Consider the following 15,691-nt stretch of genomic DNA (forward strand, 5'->3'; position numbering starts at 1 on the left):
GGGTGGGGTATCGACAAGCCAGTTTCTAAAGGCCCGGCAGGTTTTTGGAGCCCCGGCAAACCCGCCGCGCTTTTCCTCGGTTAACAGCCTCGGGCGTGGCGCGTACCTTTAGCCCATTCCATTGCTTTCTCTATGATTCATTTCACCGAATTCACCCTCGATAACGGCCTGCGCTGCATTGTGCACGAAGATTTCAGCACGCCCATGGCCGTGCTCAACGTGATGTACGATGTGGGCTCGCGCGATGAGGACGCCGAGCACACCGGCTTCGCGCATTTGTTTGAGCACCTGATGTTTTCGGGTTCGGTCAATATTCCGAGCTACGATGAGCCGTTGCAGCGCGTGGGCGGCGAAAACAACGCCTTCACCTCGGCCGACGTCACCAACTACTACCTCTCGCTACCCGCCGCCAACCTCGAAACCGGCTTCTGGCTGGAATCTGACCGGATGCTGAATCTGGCCTTCTCCGAAAACGGCCTCGAAGTGCAGCGCAAAGTGGTGGTGGAGGAATTCAAGCAGAGCTACCTCAACCAGCCCTACGGCGACGTGTGGCTCCAGCTTAAGCCCCTCGCCTACCACACCCACCCCTACCAGTGGAACACCATCGGCAAGGAAATTTCGCACATCGAAAATGCCGTGATGGACGACGTGCGCGGCTTTTTCAAAAAGCACTACGCCCCGCAAAACGCCGTGCTGGTAGTGGCCGGAGCCGTGAGTGCCGCCGACGTGCGCCAGCTGGCCGACAAGTGGTTTGGCCCCATCCCCGGCGGCCCGGCCTACCAGCGCCAGCTCCCCCAGGAGCCCATTCAGACCGAAGCCCGACACCTAACGGCCCAGGCGGAAGTGCCGCTCAGCGCTCTGTATAAGGCCTACCACATGCCCGCCCGGGGCGATGCCCGCTACCACGCCGTGGACTTACTCAGTGATATGCTGGGCCACGGCAAATCGGCGCGGCTGCACCAGCGGCTGGTGAAGGAGCAGGCGCTGTTCAACAACATTTCGTCGTCGCTCACCGGCTCGCTCGACCCCGGCCTGCTCGTCATCAGCGGCAAGCTGAACGAGGGCGTGGATATTAAAGCCGCCGATGCCGCCGTGGAAGCCGTAGTGGCCGAATTCCTGACCCAGGACGTGGACGCTCACGAGCTCGAAAAAGTAAAAAACCAGGCCGAAAGCAGCCTGGTCTTCGGCGAAATTGACCTCCTGAACCGCGCCATGAACCTGGCCTACAGCAAGCTGCAAGGCGACGCCAACCTGGTGAACGACGAAAGCCGCCGCATTCAGGCCGTGACCGTGGACGATGTGCGCGCCATGGCCCAGCTGGTGCTGCGCCCCGAAAACTGCAACACGCTTTACTACGAAGCTGCCGCCGTGGCTGAACCGGCGTAGTCAGGGGTTAAAACCAACAAAAAGAAAGGTCACGCTATGTACAGCGTGACCTTTCTTTTTGCGTAGTTGCTGAACCAGCGGCGGGCTTAGCGCTTGGCTTTCACCTTGGTTTTGCCGGGTGCTACCGGCACGTTGCTGTCGCGGGTGAGGGTGCTGTTGGCGGGCTTCACGTAGCGGGGGCGCGGGGTGCGGTTGTCGTTGTAGCCGCCGTTGTTCTGGTAGCCCACCTGCTTGCGCATGGGCATGCTGGGGGCCAGGTACGACATCGTCCCGTTCTTGATGTCCTCGGGCACTCCGGCCCCGTAAGGCTTGCCGGTGTGGGGGTTGATGTTGGGGGCTTTGCGGGCGCCCCGCGTCGAGTAAGGCGCAATTTTCTTGCGGGCGGCGCGGGTTTTGGTTTGCGCATTGGCTCCGGTTACGGCAAAGGTGACCAGCAGCAGCGTGGCGAAAAAGTAACGGAACATCGATGGAATTCTGAAAAAGTGAAGTGATACAAAAGCAACTGCCGCGGCAGGCCGATAAGCAGGCCGGCTCCCCTCATACGCACCACGGCCCGCTGCGGGTGAGGTCGAACGACGGAAGCCGGCTGGCAATACGCAAAGTAGCCCGGCCGGGATTTACCCAACCGGGCCACTGTTAGGCCGAATTAGTTGCCGAGCGTGGTTTGCGTGGAGGCCGTTTTGCGGGGCGGGCGCACGCTGTAGGGCACCATGCCGTTGCTGGTACGCATGTGCACCGGCATGCCGGGGGCGGCATACACGTTGGCGTTGTCAATCTCGCCGCGCGAGGTGCTGGCGGCGGGATAAGCGCTGCCCCAGCCGCCGTCGGTGGTGGTTTCGGTGCTGGCCACGGCGGTCTGCGTGGTTTCGAGGGGAGGCCAGCCGTCGTTCATCACGGGCGTGGTGGGGGTGGTCTTGAGGGCGACGCGGCGGGCTTTTTTGGCGGCGCGGGCCGAGGCTTTCACCGATTTGGTGGTCTTCTTCTTGGCGGCGACGGGCGTGGTCTGGGCGCTGGCTTCAGCCAACAGGAACACCGACAATGCAAGGGTAAGAATGGAGCGGAACATGGCTGAAGGAAAAAGAAGTTGAGAAGAAAAAGTTGGTTCGTTTAGCTGTCAGGGTACATTTCGAAAAGCGTGCCAACTTAATCGGCTTCCTGCCCGGCCCACGCAAAACGGCCCGATTGGTGCGCAAACGCGTACCAATCGGGCCGTTTTATCGACGTAAGCCGGAGTTCTATCGGGGCGTGAGCGTGGTGCCACCTTTGGACCGCACGGGAGCTGGCCCGTTGTAGCTGCCTACCTTCTTGGGATTGTCCACGTTCACGGGCATGCCGGGGGCGGCGTATACGCTCTGGCCCTTGCCGTCGGCGCTTTCCGTGGAGCCCACTGCGCCGTTGCCGCCGGGGCCGATTTTGGTGCGGTCACCGGTTTCGGCCGGCGCGGGGCTGGCGGTGGTGTTGCGCGTCACCATCTTTTTCGGGGTGGCGGTGCGGGTGGTGGTGGTTTTGCGGGTGGCGGTTTTGGTGGCGGGGGCCGTTTGGGCCGATGCTTCGGCCGCGATGGCCAGCGCCAGTACCAGCGTAAGAACAGTGCGAATCATGTGCGTGAATTGGGGTGGTGAGGGAAAAGAGACTGAAGATGCCAGCACCGCAACGCAGCACGGCTTCGGGCATACGCGAAACCCGGCCGCCGGGTCCACGCCCGTCGGCCCTTCGGCATCACTTCGCAACCAGTCAGGCGATGACACAGGCTTTATCACACGAAGATGTAGCGCATAAAAAAGCCCGGCCGGTCCTTCTGAGGACCCAACCGGGCTTTCCATACGAATTGATACCAAGCGGCATAAGCTCCGAGGACTTTACCCGCAATGCAGCCGGCAGACTACCAGCCCAGCGGCTCGGGTGCTTTCTTCTTGGGCGCGGCGGCTTTGGCCGGAGCCTTGGCGGGCGTGCCGGCTTTGGGGGCAGCGGCGGGTGCCATTTCGGCTCCGTTGGCGGCATTGCCGGCACCGGTCGCAGCCTCGGTCGCAACCGGGGCTGCAGCGGCCGGGGCGGGCGCTGCAGGCGCGGCCGCTTCAGCCGGGCGCGGGGGCCACGGCTTGTCGCGGCGGGGCTTGCGGTTGAGGCGACGCTCACGCATAGCGGCGGCGTCATCGGCCATCACGCTACGGCCACCGCGCATGATTACGGGCGCGCCGGGCGCCACCGAAATCCCCTGGCCACTGGCATAGCCACCACCAGATGCGCCACCGCCACCAAAGCCGCCTTTGTCGGCCGCTGCCGGGGCTGGGGCTGCTGCTTCGGGGGTTGGCATAGCTCCTGCTTCGGGGGCTACTGCGGCCTCGCCGCCGCTCTGCGTGGCTTTAGCGCCGGCTGCGGTGCTGCTCTTGGTGGTTTTCTTAGCCGGAGCTTTCTTGGGAGCATCCCAGCCCCCGGTGTCCCAGCCCCCACTTTGGGCGGCGGCGGAAGTAGCTAATCCTCCGCTGATAAGTAAAAAGAATAGGGCGCGCTTCATGGCAGGAGATTTTTGTAGATGATTTATAAACGGCGTAACTGAATGTGTTTGCGAAACGTTCGGCCAGGGCCGGAGCCTTGCCGTAACTTTGCGGGCTATGATGCAGGAATCCATTGCCGCGCTGATGGCCGAAATTACAACGGCCGAACTGAATAATCCCGCCGAACTCGATGCGTTTCGCATCAGCTACCTCGGCCGTAAGGGCCGGCTGGCCGACTTGTTTGACCAGCTCAAGACCGTGCCGGCCGAAGACAAACGCGCTGTAGGCCAGCAGCTCAACGCCCTGAAGCAACAGGCCCAGGCCCGCTTCGACGAGGCCCAGACGGCCGCCGAAGCCGCCGCCGACAACGCTCCCGCCAACCCCGATTTCGACTACACCCTGCCCGTGGTGCCCAATGCCCTGGGCACCCGTCACCCCCTGAGCCTGGTGCGCGAGGAGATGCTGCGCATCTTCGGCCGCATCGGCTTCGCCGTGGCCGAAGGCCCAGAAATTGAGGACGACTGGCACAACTTCACCGCCCTCAACTTCCCCGAAAACCACCCGGCGCGGGATATGCAGGACACGTTCTTCGTGGCTCCGGTATCGCACGCGGCCGGCGCGGCCGATGCTGGCACAACCGGCGAAGCCGCCACCGGCGCGCCCGCCCTGCCCCACCTGCTGCGCACCCACACCAGCACCGTGCAGGTGCGCGTGATGGAAACCGAACCGCTGCCCATTCGCCGCGTGATGCCGGGCCGGGTGTTCCGCAACGAAGCCATTTCGGCCCGTGCGCACATGATGTTCCATCAGGTGGAAGGCATTTTCATCGACGAGGGCGTGAGCTTCGCCGACCTGAAGCAGACGGTGTATTACTTCGTGCAGGAGCTGTTTGGGGCCGATATTAACATCCGCTTCCGCCCCAGCTTCTTCCCTTTCACCGAGCCTAGCGCCGAGATTGACATCACCTGCCTGATTTGCAAAGGCGCGGGCTGCAACATCTGCAAGTACTCGGGTTGGGTCGAAATCGGTGGCTGCGGCATGGTGGACCCCGCCGTGCTCGAAAACGCCGGCATCGACCCCGAGAAATACTCCGGCTACGCCTGGGGCATGGGCATCGAGCGCATCGCCATGCTCAAGTACCAGATTAAGGACTTGCGCCTGTTCACGGAGAATGACATGCGCTTCCTGCGGCAGTTCGAAGCCCTCTAAATCAACGACAACCGAACTAATTAGCCCAGTTGGGCATTCTAGGCAACCCGTCCCGCCCCGGATGGGCACTGGCAATATTGTGATTCATGAAAGTTAGAAATCAGACCCAGAATAAAGTTAACGTCATCACCCTCGGCTGCTCGAAAAACATCGTGGACAGCGAAGTATTGATGGGCCAGCTACAGGCCAACGACTTCGACGTGACCCACGAGGCCGAGAAGTCAGATGCCAACATCGTCATTATCAACACCTGCGGCTTCATCGACAACGCCAAGCAGGAAAGCATCGACACCATTCTGCGCTACGCGGATGAGAAAGAGGCCGGCCGCCTCGAAAAGCTCTACGTGACGGGCTGCCTCTCGCAGCGCTACAAGGACGAGCTGGAGGTGGAAATCCCGCAGGTAGACGCCTATTTCGGCACCCTGGAGCTGCCGCAGATGCTGAAGGTGCTGAATGCCGACTACAAGCACGAGCTCATCGGCGAGCGCCTGATTACCACGCCCAAGCACTACGCCTACTTCAAAATCGCGGAGGGCTGCAACCGCCCCTGCTCGTTCTGCGCCATCCCGCTGATGCGCGGCAAGCACGTCGACCGCAAGATTGAGGACTTGGTGAAGGAGGCCAAGCGCCTCGCCAGCATGGGCACCAAGGAGCTGATTCTCATTGCCCAGGACCTGACCTACTACGGGCTGGAAGCCTACGGCGAGCGCAAGCTGGCCGACCTGCTCCGCAACCTGTCCGACGTGAACGGCATCGATTGGATTCGCCTGCAATACGCCTACCCCTCGCAGTTCCCGCTGGATGCGCTGGACGTGATGGCCGAGCGCGAAAACATCTGTAAATACTTGGATATGCCCTTGCAGCACGGTTCCGATGCCATGCTGAAGAGCATGCGCCGCGGCATCACCAAGCGCCGGACTATCGAACTGGTGGATACCATTCGGCAGCGCGTGCCGGGCATTGCGCTGCGCACCACGCTCATCGCCGGCCACCCCGGCGAAACGGAAAAGGACTTCCAGGAAATGTATGATTTCGTGGAGCAGACCCGCTTCGAACGCTTGGGCATTTTCACCTACTCACACGAAGAGAACACGCACTCGCACACGTTGATAGACGACGTGCCAGCCGAGCTGAAGCAGGAGCGCGCCGACGCCATTATGGAATTGCAGCAGGGCATTTCGATGGAGCTGAACGAGGCCCGCGTGGGTCAGACCTACAAGGTGCTGTTCGACCGCAAGGAAAGCGGCCATTTCGTGGGCCGCACCGAGTTCGATTCGCCCGAAGTCGACAACGAAGTGCTGGTGGCCGTGGAGAAAGACACATTCGTTCGCCTCGGCGATTTTGCGAATGTGAAGATTGACTCGGCTTCGGACTTCGACCTGTACGGCCACTTGGTATAGAGCCGCGACATACTCCCGCATGAAAGCCCGCCTCAACCAGCAGGATATCGAGTACCGCGTGGAAGGCCCCGCCGGCCCTGGCGCGGCCGAAATCCTGCTGGCGGCTGACACCGACCTCACGGCCGGGCAACCTTGGACGGCAGCGGGCTACACGGTGGCACCCTGGCTCACACCGGCCGAGAATGCCATCCTGCGCGAAGGCCTGATTGAGTTGGTTCGCACCGCCGTGCGCAACGCGGGGTTCGATATTCCGGCTGACTGGTCAGCGACGAATTACCACCGGCTGGTTGGCGACGACGATGCCCGCCACCTAGCCGTGGTGCAGCAAACCACCACCTCCCCGCTGGCAGCTCTGCCTCTGCCGGTGGCTACCCTCGAAGCGCGGGTGGCCGAGCTCTGCGGCCGGCCCATCAGCGCCCACAATCCGGCTCTCGGCCGGGCACAGTTCCATTTGCGCATCGTGCGGCCCCGGCGCTCCGATAACAACCCGCTGCACCGTGACGTGTGGCTCGACCGGCTGCGCAACGGCATCAACATCTACTTCCCGCTGGCGGGCAGCACCGCCGATTCGTCGCTGGCGCTGCTGCCCGGCTCGCACTGGTGGCCCGAAGACCAGCTCACCCGCACCCACGCCGGGGCCGTGTACAACGGCGCGCAGTACAGCGTGCCCGGTGTGGTGGCTTCGGCGCAGCCGCTGCACCTGCTGCGCCCCAACCCGGGCCCGGAGGAGGTCATGATTTTTTCGCCCTACCTGCTGCACGGTGGGGCCGTAAATCTGAACGAAGACGAAACGCGCCTTTCGCTGGAAATGCGGTTTTGGGCGGCTGAGTAAGCATCGGATTTAACTTTTCGGCCGGGGCCGGGTTTTGTGCGGACTTTTGCCATTGGCTAAGGTTCATACCGAACCCGGCCTTGCTCGTATTTCCTCCATGCCTACTCGTTGTACCACGCTGCCCTACGCCGAAACCGGTGCTTTCTCGGGCCTGCTGACCGATTACATTGCCCAAAACCCGGCCCTGGCCCCGTTTTACAACCGCTTTCCGGCGCTCGAAAACTTCGCCGCCCAAATCGAAGAAAAGAAAGCCGCTTACTCGCCCGAGGCCCGCAAGCGGCTGGTAGCGGCTCTGCGCGACCAGTACGGCTTCGCCCCCGAGCCGGAGCCGGCTATCGAAAACAGCCTGCTGCTGTTGGCCGAGCCCACCACCTTCACCGTGACGACCGGGCACCAGCTCAATCTGCTCACGGGGCCGCTGTATTTCATCTATAAAATCGTGTCGGCCATCAAGCTGAGCCGGGAATTGAAGGCGAAATACCCGCAGTACGATTTCGTGCCGGTGTACTGGATGGCCACCGAGGACCACGACTTTGCCGAAATCAACCACTTCTCGCTCTTCGGCAAAACCTACGCCTGGGATGCAGCCGGCACCGGCGGCCCGGTGGGCCGCCTCCCGCTCGACGGCCTGAGCGAGCAACTGCTGAGCCAGCTGCCACCCGAAGTACCAGCCGCTTTCCACAAGGCCTATTCCGAATCGAAAACCCTGGCCGAAGCTACCCGCAAGCTGGCTGATGCGCTGTTTGGCGAGTTCGGCCTGGTGACGCTGGACGCCGACCGCCCGGCCCTGAAACAGGCGCTGGTACCCCTGCTGGAGAAGGAAATCGGGACGCACGCCTCCAACGCCGCCGTGCAGGCCACCAATGCCCGCCTGACCGCCGCCGGCTACAAGCCGCAGGTGTATTCGCGCCCCGTGAACCTGTTTTTCATCACCGACGAAGGCAAGCGCGAGCGCCTGGAACCCGATGCCAGCGGGGCCGACTGCGTGGAAGTGACCATCCGCAACACCGCCAAATGCCACAGCCAGGCCGAATTGCTGGCGCTGGCCAAGGCGCACCCCGAGCAGTTCAGCCCCAACGTGGTGCTGCGGCCGGTGTATCAGGAAATCCTGCTGCCAAACCTGGTATACATCGGCGGCGGGGCCGAGGTGGCGTACTGGTTCCAGTTGAAGGACGTATTTGCGGCGTTTGGCGTGCCGTTTCCCATCGTGTTGCCGCGCAATTCGGCCGAGTACATCAGCCGGGCCAACGCGGGCAAGCTCAAGAAGCTGGGGCTGACTACGCACGAAATTTTCCGGCCGCTGCCGGAGCTGAAGAAGCAGGTGGGCGCGGCCCTCGGCCAGGAAGAAATCAGCCTGAAAGAGCAGCAGCAGGCCCTGGCCGCATCGTTCCAGCAGGTGCAGGACCTGGCCCAGCGCCTCGACCCCACCCTGGTAAAAACCGTGGCCGCCGAAGCCCAGAAAGCCGCCGCCGGCCTCGCCGGCCTCGAAAAGCGCCTGAGCAAAGCCGCCGAAATGAAGCACGAAACCGCCTACACGCAGCTGGCCGCGCTTAAAGACAAGCTGTTCCCCGGCGGCGGCTTGCAGGAGCGTAGCGAAAACGTGCTCAGCATTCTGATAAACAATCCCGGCTTCATTGAGCAGCTGATTGAGGCATTCGAGCCGCTGGTGCTGGAGTTTACGGTGCTGGAGGAGGAGTAATTCTACACAAACCATCGCGCAGTACATAGCATTACATAGCTTTGGGCCATTACCACCGGCCAGCTAACGCTTTATCCACTTCGCTTTGTCGAACATCGTCCAGTTTTTCCGCTCTCTTTTCTCGAAGTCGGCCACTGCCGGCTCAGACGTTTCCTTTGGCCTGATTGCCAATACTGGCGTCGAAGCCATGTTGCAGCAGCGGCAGTGGACGCTCTTTGAAGCTACCCTAGATGCCCTTTCTACTGAAGACCTCACCCGTCTGCTCGACGGCCTGTGCCTGACGCCGCGATATGCTACAGTCCTCCAACAATATCAATCCAGCGGCGACTCAGACCTGCGCCACCTCACGGCTGGCGTACACGATACCTTTTTGGCTTGGGAATCTAGGGGCAAAGCAGCGGCGAAATACGTAACGGAAGGCCAGGTCAAGGGATTTGAGCATTATCTCGCGCAAGCCAACCAGCACCTAAGCCGGGCTTTTGCTACCTCCCGCTTTCAGGCTGAAGCGTACGCTCGCCTAATCCGCGTGCTGATGGGAATGAGCGAACCTCAGGAAGCCCAGCAGGCTTTTCACGATTGTATTGAACTGGTACCGGACCACTTGCTCGGTCACATGAACTACTTCAAGCTAGCCGCTCCGCGATGGTTTGGCGATGCTGAAGTGTTGGCCGAATTCGCCGATGGTGCTCCGCAACCGGAGCTTCGCCGACTGCTACAAGCCAATTTCCTGGTGGAGCGATACAGCGATTTTGGCTATGAGGAGCAGATTGGGTCGGCTAAAGATGCCTTGCACAAGGAATACCAAGACCGCATCGACCAGTTGTTACCGGAGTTAAAGTCCATAGCCGCCGCCTCCCTGCTGGCCATTTATTTCAACAATTACGCTGCTTGTCTCTATCACGTACTTGGCCAATCGGAAGAGCGGAACCTCTTTCTGCGTGAACTGGGCAGCAAAATCACCTATTACCCGTGGGCATATTTTGGCTTTGAAACACCAGCTGCTGTGCAAAAGCTAAGCCCAGCTGTGCGGTAACGGTACGGCGAATGGACCAACAGCTCAAAGCCACTCTCCGCCGCGCCGCCCTCGCCCGCCGCCAGGCCCTGCTGGCCGCCGAAGTCGCGCAGCGCAGCCCGCAATTGTGCGAGCAACTCTTCCAGCATTTCCCGGTAGCGCAGTGGCGCTGGCTGCACCTGTTTCTGCCGCTGGCCAAACGCAATGAGCCGGATACGTGGCCGATAATCCAGCGCATCTGGGCTGAGAAGCTGGCGGTGCGACTGGCCGCGCCCGTGGTGCAGGCCGATGGCATTTCGCTGCGTCACTATGAGTTGACACCGGCCACGCTACTGCAACCCAACCGCTGGGGCATTCCAGAGCCCGTTGCTACCGCCGAAACGGAAGTGCCGGCCGCCACTTTCGATGCCGTGCTGGTGCCGCTGCTGGCCGTGGACCGCGCCGGGCAGCGCGTAGGCTACGGCGGCGGCTTTTACGACCGGTTTCTGGCCCAATGCCGGCCGGGCACACAGTTTATCGGCCTGAATGTGCTGGACGATGCGCCCGTGGCCGCCATTGCCGATGTGCTGCCCACCGATGTGCCGCTCACGGCCTGCCTCACGCCGGGCGGGGTGTGGCGGTTTTGAGGCATCCAGCAAAAACGTGGTATAAAGCTATTTATTATACGGATTGAGAATAAATTATTATTCATAATATTCTCACAATAAGGCAATAACGCACTGCGTTGTTCGGGTATCTTTCACCTTTTCAGGACAGAACCCATGGCCGAAATTCAGCAGCAATCCGCCGGTGCCGCAAAGCCTGGCAAACGACGAGCGAAGAAGATGTCGACCCGCATCGACATGACCCCGATGGTGGACCTGGCGTTTCTGCTCCTCACCTTCTTCATGCTCACCACCACCTTCGCCCGGCCCTACGCCATGGACCTGAAGATGCCGGTGAAGAGCCCGGACAAAACGCCGGTGGCGCTGTCGAAGGCCATGACCATCATTCTGGGCAAAAACCACCGGGTACACTACTTCTTCGGGTTGAATGCACCGCAGGATAAGTCGGCGGCCGTGCCCGAGTTGAAAACCACCTCCTTTGCTCCCGATGGCCTACGCCCGGTGCTCCTCGCCCGGATGCGGCAACAGCCGGACCTCGTGGTGCTCATCAAGCCCTCGGCCGACTCGAAATACCAGGACATGATTGACGTGCTCGACGAGATGAACATCACGCATCAGCAGAAATACGCCCTGGTCAAGATTACCCAGGACGACTTAACCCTTCTCAAAACCGCCACATTATGATGACCAATGCCCAGCTGGCCACGGCCAGCCTCGACGACATCGTGTTCGATGGTCGCAACCGCCACTACGGAGCCTACCAGCTTCGGGCCCTCTACCAGCGCCACATGACGCGGGCGTTGATTATCGCCACGGCCATGCTGGCGTTGCTGCTGGTGTTTCCGCTGCTGGCGCAGCTGCTGAAGGAGGATGTAGTGGTGGTGCCGCCCAAGCCGGTTGTACTGCGGCCTATTGACGTGAAGGTGAATGTGGACCAGCCAATAATTACCCCGCCGCCCGCTGCGGCCAAGCCGCCAACAACGCCCCCGCAACTGCCCACGATTAAAAATGTGGTGCCGGTGGTGGTGAAGGAAAAGGATGCGCCAAAAGTGAGCGAGGTGCCTAATCAGGACGAGCTGCTGGAAAAAACGTCCAGCACCAAAACCGAAGAAGGCGACACCAACGCCAAAATTGAGCAGCCGCTCATCGAAGCCAAGCCCGGCGACGACCCCGGATTGTTGCCCGACGCGGGCACCAGCAAGCCCTACACCTACGTGGAGCAGATGCCCCAGTTGCCGGGTGGCGGCGGCACGGCGGCCATTGTGGCCGCCATTCAGAAGGCAGTGCGCTACCCCGCCAAAGCCCTGCAAAACGGCGTGGAAGGCAAGGTTTTTGTGAGCTTCACTGTGGACCCTAAAGGCGACGTGACGGACGTGAAAGTAGTGAAAGGCCTGGGCTACGGCCTCGATGAGGAGACCATGCGGGCCATCAAAACACTGCCCAAGTTCATCCCCGGCAAGCAGAACGGCCGCGAGGTGAGCGTGGCATTTACCGTGCCCGTTACTTACCGCATTCAATAGCGGCATGGCGGTTTTGTAAAGCAAAAAGGCCCGTCGTGCTGAGCACGACGGGCCTTTTTGCTTTGCTCTTTTCTGGCTACTTCATAGCCGTATCTACGCCCGTGATGCGGGCCTGGCCCCACGGCGCGATGCTGACGCGCACCCGCAGCGGGTGCAGGCGGCCGGCTTTTTCGAGGCGCAGGCCGCTGCCTTCGGGCACGTAGTAGCGCTCCAGGTTGAAGCGCAGGGCGAATGAGCCCCGGTACACATCCGTAACCCAGCCGCGCAACACCGCCTGGCCCGCGCTGGGCGTGGGCGATTGCGGGTACACGCCCACGGCCGTGCTGAGGCTGTCGGGGCCAGTGGCCAGCAGCACGAATACGGCCTGGCGGCGGGTGGGCGCACTTTCGCCGTGCCAGGAACTCAAGGGGTTGTTGCTGATGGCGTAGTGCAGGCGCACGAAGTCGCCGTAGAGCAAATCCTTGGGGTCGATGGGCGTGGTGGCCAGTATTACCCGCTGGCCCAGCGCCGTGGTGGCGTAGCCCGCACCGGCCACGCCCAACACGTAGAGCACCTGCGCGGCCACCAACGCCCGCAGCAGCGGACGGCGGCGCACCGGGGCCGAAAACCAGGAGAGCAGGTCGGTCATTCGGAAGTGTTGAATGTTGAGTTATGATTGTTGATTTGATTCTGAAGGCTTTACTTCATCGTCAGCTACGGCTGATGCGGCAGCCGGCTGCGCTACCAGTGGGCCGGCGGCAGCCAGCACCTGGGCATTGCGGCGGCGCAGGTACCAGCTCAGGGCCAGCAGCAGGATGCCGCCCAGCAGGAAGAACAGCGACTTGTCCATGAAGCCCCAGGTGAGTTTGAAGTAGGCCACCGCCGTGGCGGCCACAAACAGCACCGCGCCGATGGTGAGCTGCTCGGGGTCGTGGTCGCGGTTGGCACGGGCCAGCACCGAGCCGGCGTGGGCATACAGCACCACCAGCGTGGCCACGGCCAACGACAGCCCGCCCGACAGGTAAAACCCCGGCAGCAGCAGCAGCCACTCGGGCAGGCTGGCGAGGCGGCCCCGCGCCCGCTTCCCGGCTACTGAAATGGCCAGCACCGCCGCCAGCGCCGCCAAGTAGGGCAGCAGCGGTGGCCGCAGGATGTTGGCGTAAGCATCGGCTTCGCCAAAAATGGCCAGCCCGAACATAAACAGGTACGCCGCGACCAGCGACGGCACTTGCAGGGCCCGCCCACCGGCGCGGTTGGGCTGCCAGTCGCCGGCCGCGTAGATGAGCATGGCGGGCACGAAAAACCAGGTGATTTTGGAGTGCTGCACGATGATGAACAGCCCCGCCTGCCACAGCAAGCCCACGGCCAGCACAGTAGCACTCACAGTATCGGGCCGGCGCCACCAGTAGTAGCCCATGCCACCCACCACCAGCCAGGCCGTGACGTAGCTAAAGATGCCCAGCGACTCGACGCAATACGTCTGCACCGCCGCCCCGATGAGCACCGTGAGCAGCACCAGCAGCCGCGAGCCGTACACGTAACTCAGGGCCGTGCCGGCTATCACCCAGGCCAGCAGGCCGCTGGCATCGTAGCCCACCAGCTGGAAGAGCTGGCTGGTGAGGATGATGCTGGCTCCGAACAAAATCAACCCCAGCCCAATGAGGCCGTGCCCTAAATCGGGGTTGCCGCGCCGCAGGAAGTAGCTGCCCGCGCTGTAGCTGCCCAGCAGGCTGCCGAGCAGCAGCGCCAACCGTAGGGCAGTGGGCAGGCCCTGCCAGTTGGCCGCCACCACGCTCAGTCCGCTCAGGCCCACCAGCACGCTGCCCAGGATGGGGAGTAGGCCCAGGGCGGGTGCTTGCTGCGGGTATCGGGCCAGCAATTGCTGCCGCTGCGCCTCGCTGATGAGGCCATCGGTGACCCAGCCGGGGCTTTCGGTATCGAGAAATTTGCGACTCATTATTCTTGCAACATACACGGAACAGGCCAGATAATGCGGCTCATGCCGCCATGCTCTACGGCAGCAGGTTATGGATGGCTTCGTCGAGCCCGTGGTACCAGTCGATGTGCGGCGACATGCGGCCGCAGCCGCCCATGGCGGCACTGGGGCAGGCCGTGTTGCGCCAGCGCCGCCCGCACTGCGGGCACACGGCAGCAGTATCGAAGGTGTTCCACTGGCAGCCGCAACTGCACATCCAGAGGATGTTGCCGTCGGGTTTCCAGTGGCAGCGGGGGCAGTAGATTTCGAGGGTGGGAGTGGCAGGCATGAAATCCGTGGAAAGGAGTGCGCAATGTTACGCCGGCTTCCGTGCCCGCGTCATCTCGCGCTTTCCGGGCGGGCCCGGCAGTTTTTCGGTGAGCCAACCAGCGGCGCGCAGGTTGCGCCGGAACTGGCCCTGCGCGCAGTAGCTCACCAGCACCGCGCCGGGCGCAGCAGCGGCAAATAGCTGGGCAAAAACGGCTTCACTCCACAGTTCGGGCTGCTTTTCGGGGGCGAAGGCATCGAAATAAATGAGGTGGTAATGACTGGCGGGCAGCGCCGCTGCTTGCAGCGACTGGTGCAGCTTATGCAACCGGAAGCCGGGCAGCACCTCCACTGGCACATTCCAGGGCGCGGCGTGTAGCTCAGCAAATAACTCTTTGAGGGGAGTGCCGCGCTCGTCCCATTCGGGCTGCAGGGCGGCCACCACGGCGGGCGGCAGTGGGAAGGTTTCGAGGCCGTCGTACTCAATGGCGGCGCCGGCGGCCTGGGCCGCGTCCAGCGTCAGCAAGGCATTCAGACCGGTGCCGAGGCCGATTTCGAGGATGCGCAGCGGCTGGCCCGTTTCGGCGGTGGCAGGAAGCAGCGGCAGCAGCCCGTGCCGGATGAATACGTGCGCCGATTCCTGCCGCGCGCCGTGCTGCGAGTGGTAATGCTCGTTCAGGGCCGGCACGAACAGCGTGGCCGAGCCGTCGGCCGTGCGGCGCACTTCTACCTTTGGCTCCTCAGCCAAAGACGGATTACTGGTGCCGGGTTGCTCGTTTTCCAATTCACTCATTCGCTCAGTTACTCATTCACTCCTTATAAAGATGCCCCGCGTAAAAGTAGCCTTGCCCACCGCCTTCTCCTTCGCCACCGAAATCCCAGTGCGCATCACCGACCTCAACTACGGCGGGCACCTCGGCAACGATGCCCTGCTGGGCCTGCTGCACGAGGCGCGGGTGCAGTTCCTGCGCTCCATCGGCCTCGAAAACGACTATGACGCCGTCACCAAGCTCGGCCTCATCATGGTGGACGTGGCCGTGGAGTATAAGGGCGAGGCCTTCCACGGCGACGTGCTGCGCTTCGAGATGGCCGGCAATGACCTCAACAAGTACGGCTTCGACGTGGTGTACCACGTGCACAACCAGGCCGGCAAGGAAATAGCCCGCGCCAAAACCGGCATGCTCTGCTTCGATTACAACACGCGCAAGCTGCGCCCGCTGCCGCCGGAGCTGGCGGCGCGGTTGGGATAAGCTATTGCCAGTACTTCTCTGAAGTAGCCCTTCAATGATGCGTTGCCACTGTATAAACAGTA

At 62.2% G+C, this 15,691-nt stretch carries 18 protein-coding genes; 10 read left to right on the forward strand and 8 right to left on the reverse strand.

Translation table 11 applies throughout. The annotated features are described in order from the left end of the window. Positions 1–132: 132 nt before the first annotated feature. A complete protein-coding gene (locus ACYVM5_RS06125) occupies positions 133–1,386 on the forward strand; it encodes a M16 family metallopeptidase (protein WP_460617240.1) in 1,254 nt (417 codons plus the stop codon). A gap of 86 nt (positions 1,387–1,472) precedes the next feature. Here the strand turns inward: ACYVM5_RS06125 and ACYVM5_RS06130 are convergent, their stop codons facing one another. From ACYVM5_RS06130 to ACYVM5_RS06145, 4 genes are all read right to left on the reverse strand, one after another. Then, positions 1,473–1,850 carry a hypothetical protein gene (locus tag ACYVM5_RS06130; protein WP_460617241.1) on the reverse strand — a complete coding sequence of 126 codons (378 nt, stop codon included), beginning with the start codon at positions 1,848–1,850 and terminating at the stop codon, positions 1,473–1,475. Positions 1,851–2,032: 182 nt separating this feature from the next. Next, positions 2,033–2,452 carry a hypothetical protein gene (locus ACYVM5_RS06135; protein ID WP_460617242.1) on the reverse strand — a complete coding sequence of 140 codons (420 nt, stop codon included), beginning with the start codon at positions 2,450–2,452 and terminating at the stop codon, positions 2,033–2,035. A 169-nt stretch (positions 2,453–2,621) separates the two neighbouring features. Continuing rightward, the gene (locus ACYVM5_RS06140) at positions 2,622–2,987 is read right to left on the reverse strand and encodes a hypothetical protein (RefSeq protein ID WP_460617243.1); all 366 of its coding nucleotides are present in this window, start codon (positions 2,985–2,987) and stop codon (positions 2,622–2,624) included. Between the two features lie 281 nt (positions 2,988–3,268). Then, complete coding sequence (locus ACYVM5_RS06145) at positions 3,269–3,901, reverse strand: hypothetical protein (RefSeq protein ID WP_460617244.1); 633 nt, start codon at positions 3,899–3,901, stop codon at positions 3,269–3,271. A gap of 100 nt (positions 3,902–4,001) precedes the next feature. Here ACYVM5_RS06145 and pheS point away from each other — a divergent pair, with 100 nt between their 5' ends. The 8 genes from pheS to ACYVM5_RS06185 all read left to right on the forward strand — a co-directional run bounded on the left by pheS (position 4,002) and on the right by ACYVM5_RS06185 (position 12,158). Further along, positions 4,002–5,090 (forward strand): phenylalanine--tRNA ligase subunit alpha, encoded by a 1,089-nt coding sequence (pheS, locus tag ACYVM5_RS06150; RefSeq protein ID WP_460617444.1) that lies wholly within the window; start codon positions 4,002–4,004, stop codon positions 5,088–5,090. Between the two features lie 86 nt (positions 5,091–5,176). Beyond that, entirely contained in the window at positions 5,177–6,490 is a 1,314-nt protein-coding gene (gene rimO / locus ACYVM5_RS06155; RefSeq protein WP_460617245.1) for a MiaB/RimO family radical SAM methylthiotransferase, read from the forward strand. 19 nt (positions 6,491–6,509) lie between these two features. After that, a complete protein-coding gene (locus tag ACYVM5_RS06160) occupies positions 6,510–7,322 on the forward strand; it encodes a phytanoyl-CoA dioxygenase family protein (protein WP_460617246.1) in 813 nt (270 codons plus the stop codon). Positions 7,323–7,419: 97 nt separating this feature from the next. Further along, positions 7,420–9,021 carry a bacillithiol biosynthesis cysteine-adding enzyme BshC gene (gene bshC, locus ACYVM5_RS06165; RefSeq protein ID WP_460617247.1) on the forward strand — a complete coding sequence of 534 codons (1,602 nt, stop codon included), beginning with the start codon at positions 7,420–7,422 and terminating at the stop codon, positions 9,019–9,021. A gap of 85 nt (positions 9,022–9,106) precedes the next feature. Further along, positions 9,107–10,054 (forward strand): tetratricopeptide repeat protein, encoded by a 948-nt coding sequence (locus ACYVM5_RS06170; RefSeq protein WP_460617248.1) that lies wholly within the window; start codon positions 9,107–9,109, stop codon positions 10,052–10,054. A gap of 11 nt (positions 10,055–10,065) precedes the next feature. After that, positions 10,066–10,659 carry a 5-formyltetrahydrofolate cyclo-ligase gene (locus ACYVM5_RS06175; protein WP_460617249.1) on the forward strand — a complete coding sequence of 198 codons (594 nt, stop codon included), beginning with the start codon at positions 10,066–10,068 and terminating at the stop codon, positions 10,657–10,659. 198 nt (positions 10,660–10,857) lie between these two features. Further along, positions 10,858–11,322, forward strand: a complete 465-nt coding sequence (locus tag ACYVM5_RS06180; protein ID WP_460617250.1) for an ExbD/TolR family protein — start codon at positions 10,858–10,860, stop codon at positions 11,320–11,322. Beyond that, positions 11,319–12,158, forward strand: a complete 840-nt coding sequence (locus tag ACYVM5_RS06185; protein WP_460617251.1) for an energy transducer TonB — start codon at positions 11,319–11,321, stop codon at positions 12,156–12,158. Before ACYVM5_RS06180 ends, ACYVM5_RS06185 begins: the two co-directional genes overlap by 4 nt. A gap of 76 nt (positions 12,159–12,234) precedes the next feature. On the opposite strand, the gene ACYVM5_RS06190 is transcribed toward ACYVM5_RS06185, so the two are convergent. Genes ACYVM5_RS06190 through mnmC2 form a run of 4 tightly spaced genes read right to left on the reverse strand, consistent with a single transcriptional unit; the run spans position 12,235 to position 15,172 of the window. Further along, positions 12,235–12,786 (reverse strand): GDYXXLXY domain-containing protein, encoded by a 552-nt coding sequence (locus ACYVM5_RS06190; protein WP_460617252.1) that lies wholly within the window; start codon positions 12,784–12,786, stop codon positions 12,235–12,237. A 21-nt stretch (positions 12,787–12,807) separates the two neighbouring features. Then, a complete protein-coding gene (locus ACYVM5_RS06195; protein WP_460617253.1) occupies positions 12,808–14,094 on the reverse strand; it encodes a DUF2157 domain-containing protein in 1,287 nt (428 codons plus the stop codon). Between the two features lie 55 nt (positions 14,095–14,149). Continuing rightward, a complete protein-coding gene (locus tag ACYVM5_RS06200) occupies positions 14,150–14,401 on the reverse strand; it encodes a hypothetical protein (RefSeq protein WP_460617254.1) in 252 nt (83 codons plus the stop codon). 27 nt (positions 14,402–14,428) lie between these two features. Continuing rightward, positions 14,429–15,172, reverse strand: a complete 744-nt coding sequence (mnmC2, locus tag ACYVM5_RS06205) for a tRNA (5-methylaminomethyl-2-thiouridine)(34)-methyltransferase MnmD (RefSeq protein ID WP_460617255.1) — start codon at positions 15,170–15,172, stop codon at positions 14,429–14,431. A 31-nt stretch (positions 15,173–15,203) separates the two neighbouring features. Between mnmC2 and ACYVM5_RS06210 the strand changes: the two genes are divergently transcribed. Further along, complete coding sequence (locus tag ACYVM5_RS06210; protein WP_460617256.1) at positions 15,204–15,629, forward strand: thioesterase family protein; 426 nt, start codon at positions 15,204–15,206, stop codon at positions 15,627–15,629. Positions 15,630–15,691 lie beyond the last annotated feature (62 nt).

It is taken from the genome of Hymenobacter ruber (assembly GCF_054783255.1).

Excerpts from the sequence above, each read along its gene's own strand:
- ACYVM5_RS06190 (WP_460617252.1), bottom strand. The coding sequence starts at position 12,786 with ATGACCGACCTGCTCTCCTGGTTTTCGGCCCCGGTGCGCCGCCGTCCG.
- ACYVM5_RS06160 (WP_460617246.1), top strand. The coding sequence starts at position 6,510 with ATGAAAGCCCGCCTCAACCAGCAGGATATCGAGTACCGCGTGGAAGGC.
- ACYVM5_RS06125 (WP_460617240.1), top strand. The coding sequence starts at position 133 with ATGATTCATTTCACCGAATTCACCCTCGATAACGGCCTGCGCTGCATT.
- ACYVM5_RS06195 (WP_460617253.1), bottom strand. The coding sequence starts at position 14,094 with ATGAGTCGCAAATTTCTCGATACCGAAAGCCCCGGCTGGGTCACCGAT.
- mnmC2 (WP_460617255.1), bottom strand. The coding sequence starts at position 15,172 with ATGAGTGAATTGGAAAACGAGCAACCCGGCACCAGTAATCCGTCTTTG.
- ACYVM5_RS06180 (WP_460617250.1), top strand. The coding sequence starts at position 10,858 with ATGTCGACCCGCATCGACATGACCCCGATGGTGGACCTGGCGTTTCTG.
- ACYVM5_RS06140 (WP_460617243.1), bottom strand. The coding sequence starts at position 2,987 with ATGATTCGCACTGTTCTTACGCTGGTACTGGCGCTGGCCATCGCGGCC.
- ACYVM5_RS06210 (WP_460617256.1), top strand. The coding sequence starts at position 15,204 with ATGCCCCGCGTAAAAGTAGCCTTGCCCACCGCCTTCTCCTTCGCCACC.
- ACYVM5_RS06185 (WP_460617251.1), top strand. The coding sequence starts at position 11,319 with ATGATGACCAATGCCCAGCTGGCCACGGCCAGCCTCGACGACATCGTG.
- bshC (WP_460617247.1), top strand. The coding sequence starts at position 7,420 with ATGCCTACTCGTTGTACCACGCTGCCCTACGCCGAAACCGGTGCTTTC.
- rimO (WP_460617245.1), top strand. The coding sequence starts at position 5,177 with ATGAAAGTTAGAAATCAGACCCAGAATAAAGTTAACGTCATCACCCTC.
- ACYVM5_RS06175 (WP_460617249.1), top strand. The coding sequence starts at position 10,066 with ATGGACCAACAGCTCAAAGCCACTCTCCGCCGCGCCGCCCTCGCCCGC.
- ACYVM5_RS06145 (WP_460617244.1), bottom strand. The coding sequence starts at position 3,901 with ATGAAGCGCGCCCTATTCTTTTTACTTATCAGCGGAGGATTAGCTACT.
- pheS (WP_460617444.1), top strand. The coding sequence starts at position 4,002 with ATGCAGGAATCCATTGCCGCGCTGATGGCCGAAATTACAACGGCCGAA.
- ACYVM5_RS06130 (WP_460617241.1), bottom strand. The coding sequence starts at position 1,850 with ATGTTCCGTTACTTTTTCGCCACGCTGCTGCTGGTCACCTTTGCCGTA.
- ACYVM5_RS06135 (WP_460617242.1), bottom strand. The coding sequence starts at position 2,452 with ATGTTCCGCTCCATTCTTACCCTTGCATTGTCGGTGTTCCTGTTGGCT.
- ACYVM5_RS06200 (WP_460617254.1), bottom strand. The coding sequence starts at position 14,401 with ATGCCTGCCACTCCCACCCTCGAAATCTACTGCCCCCGCTGCCACTGG.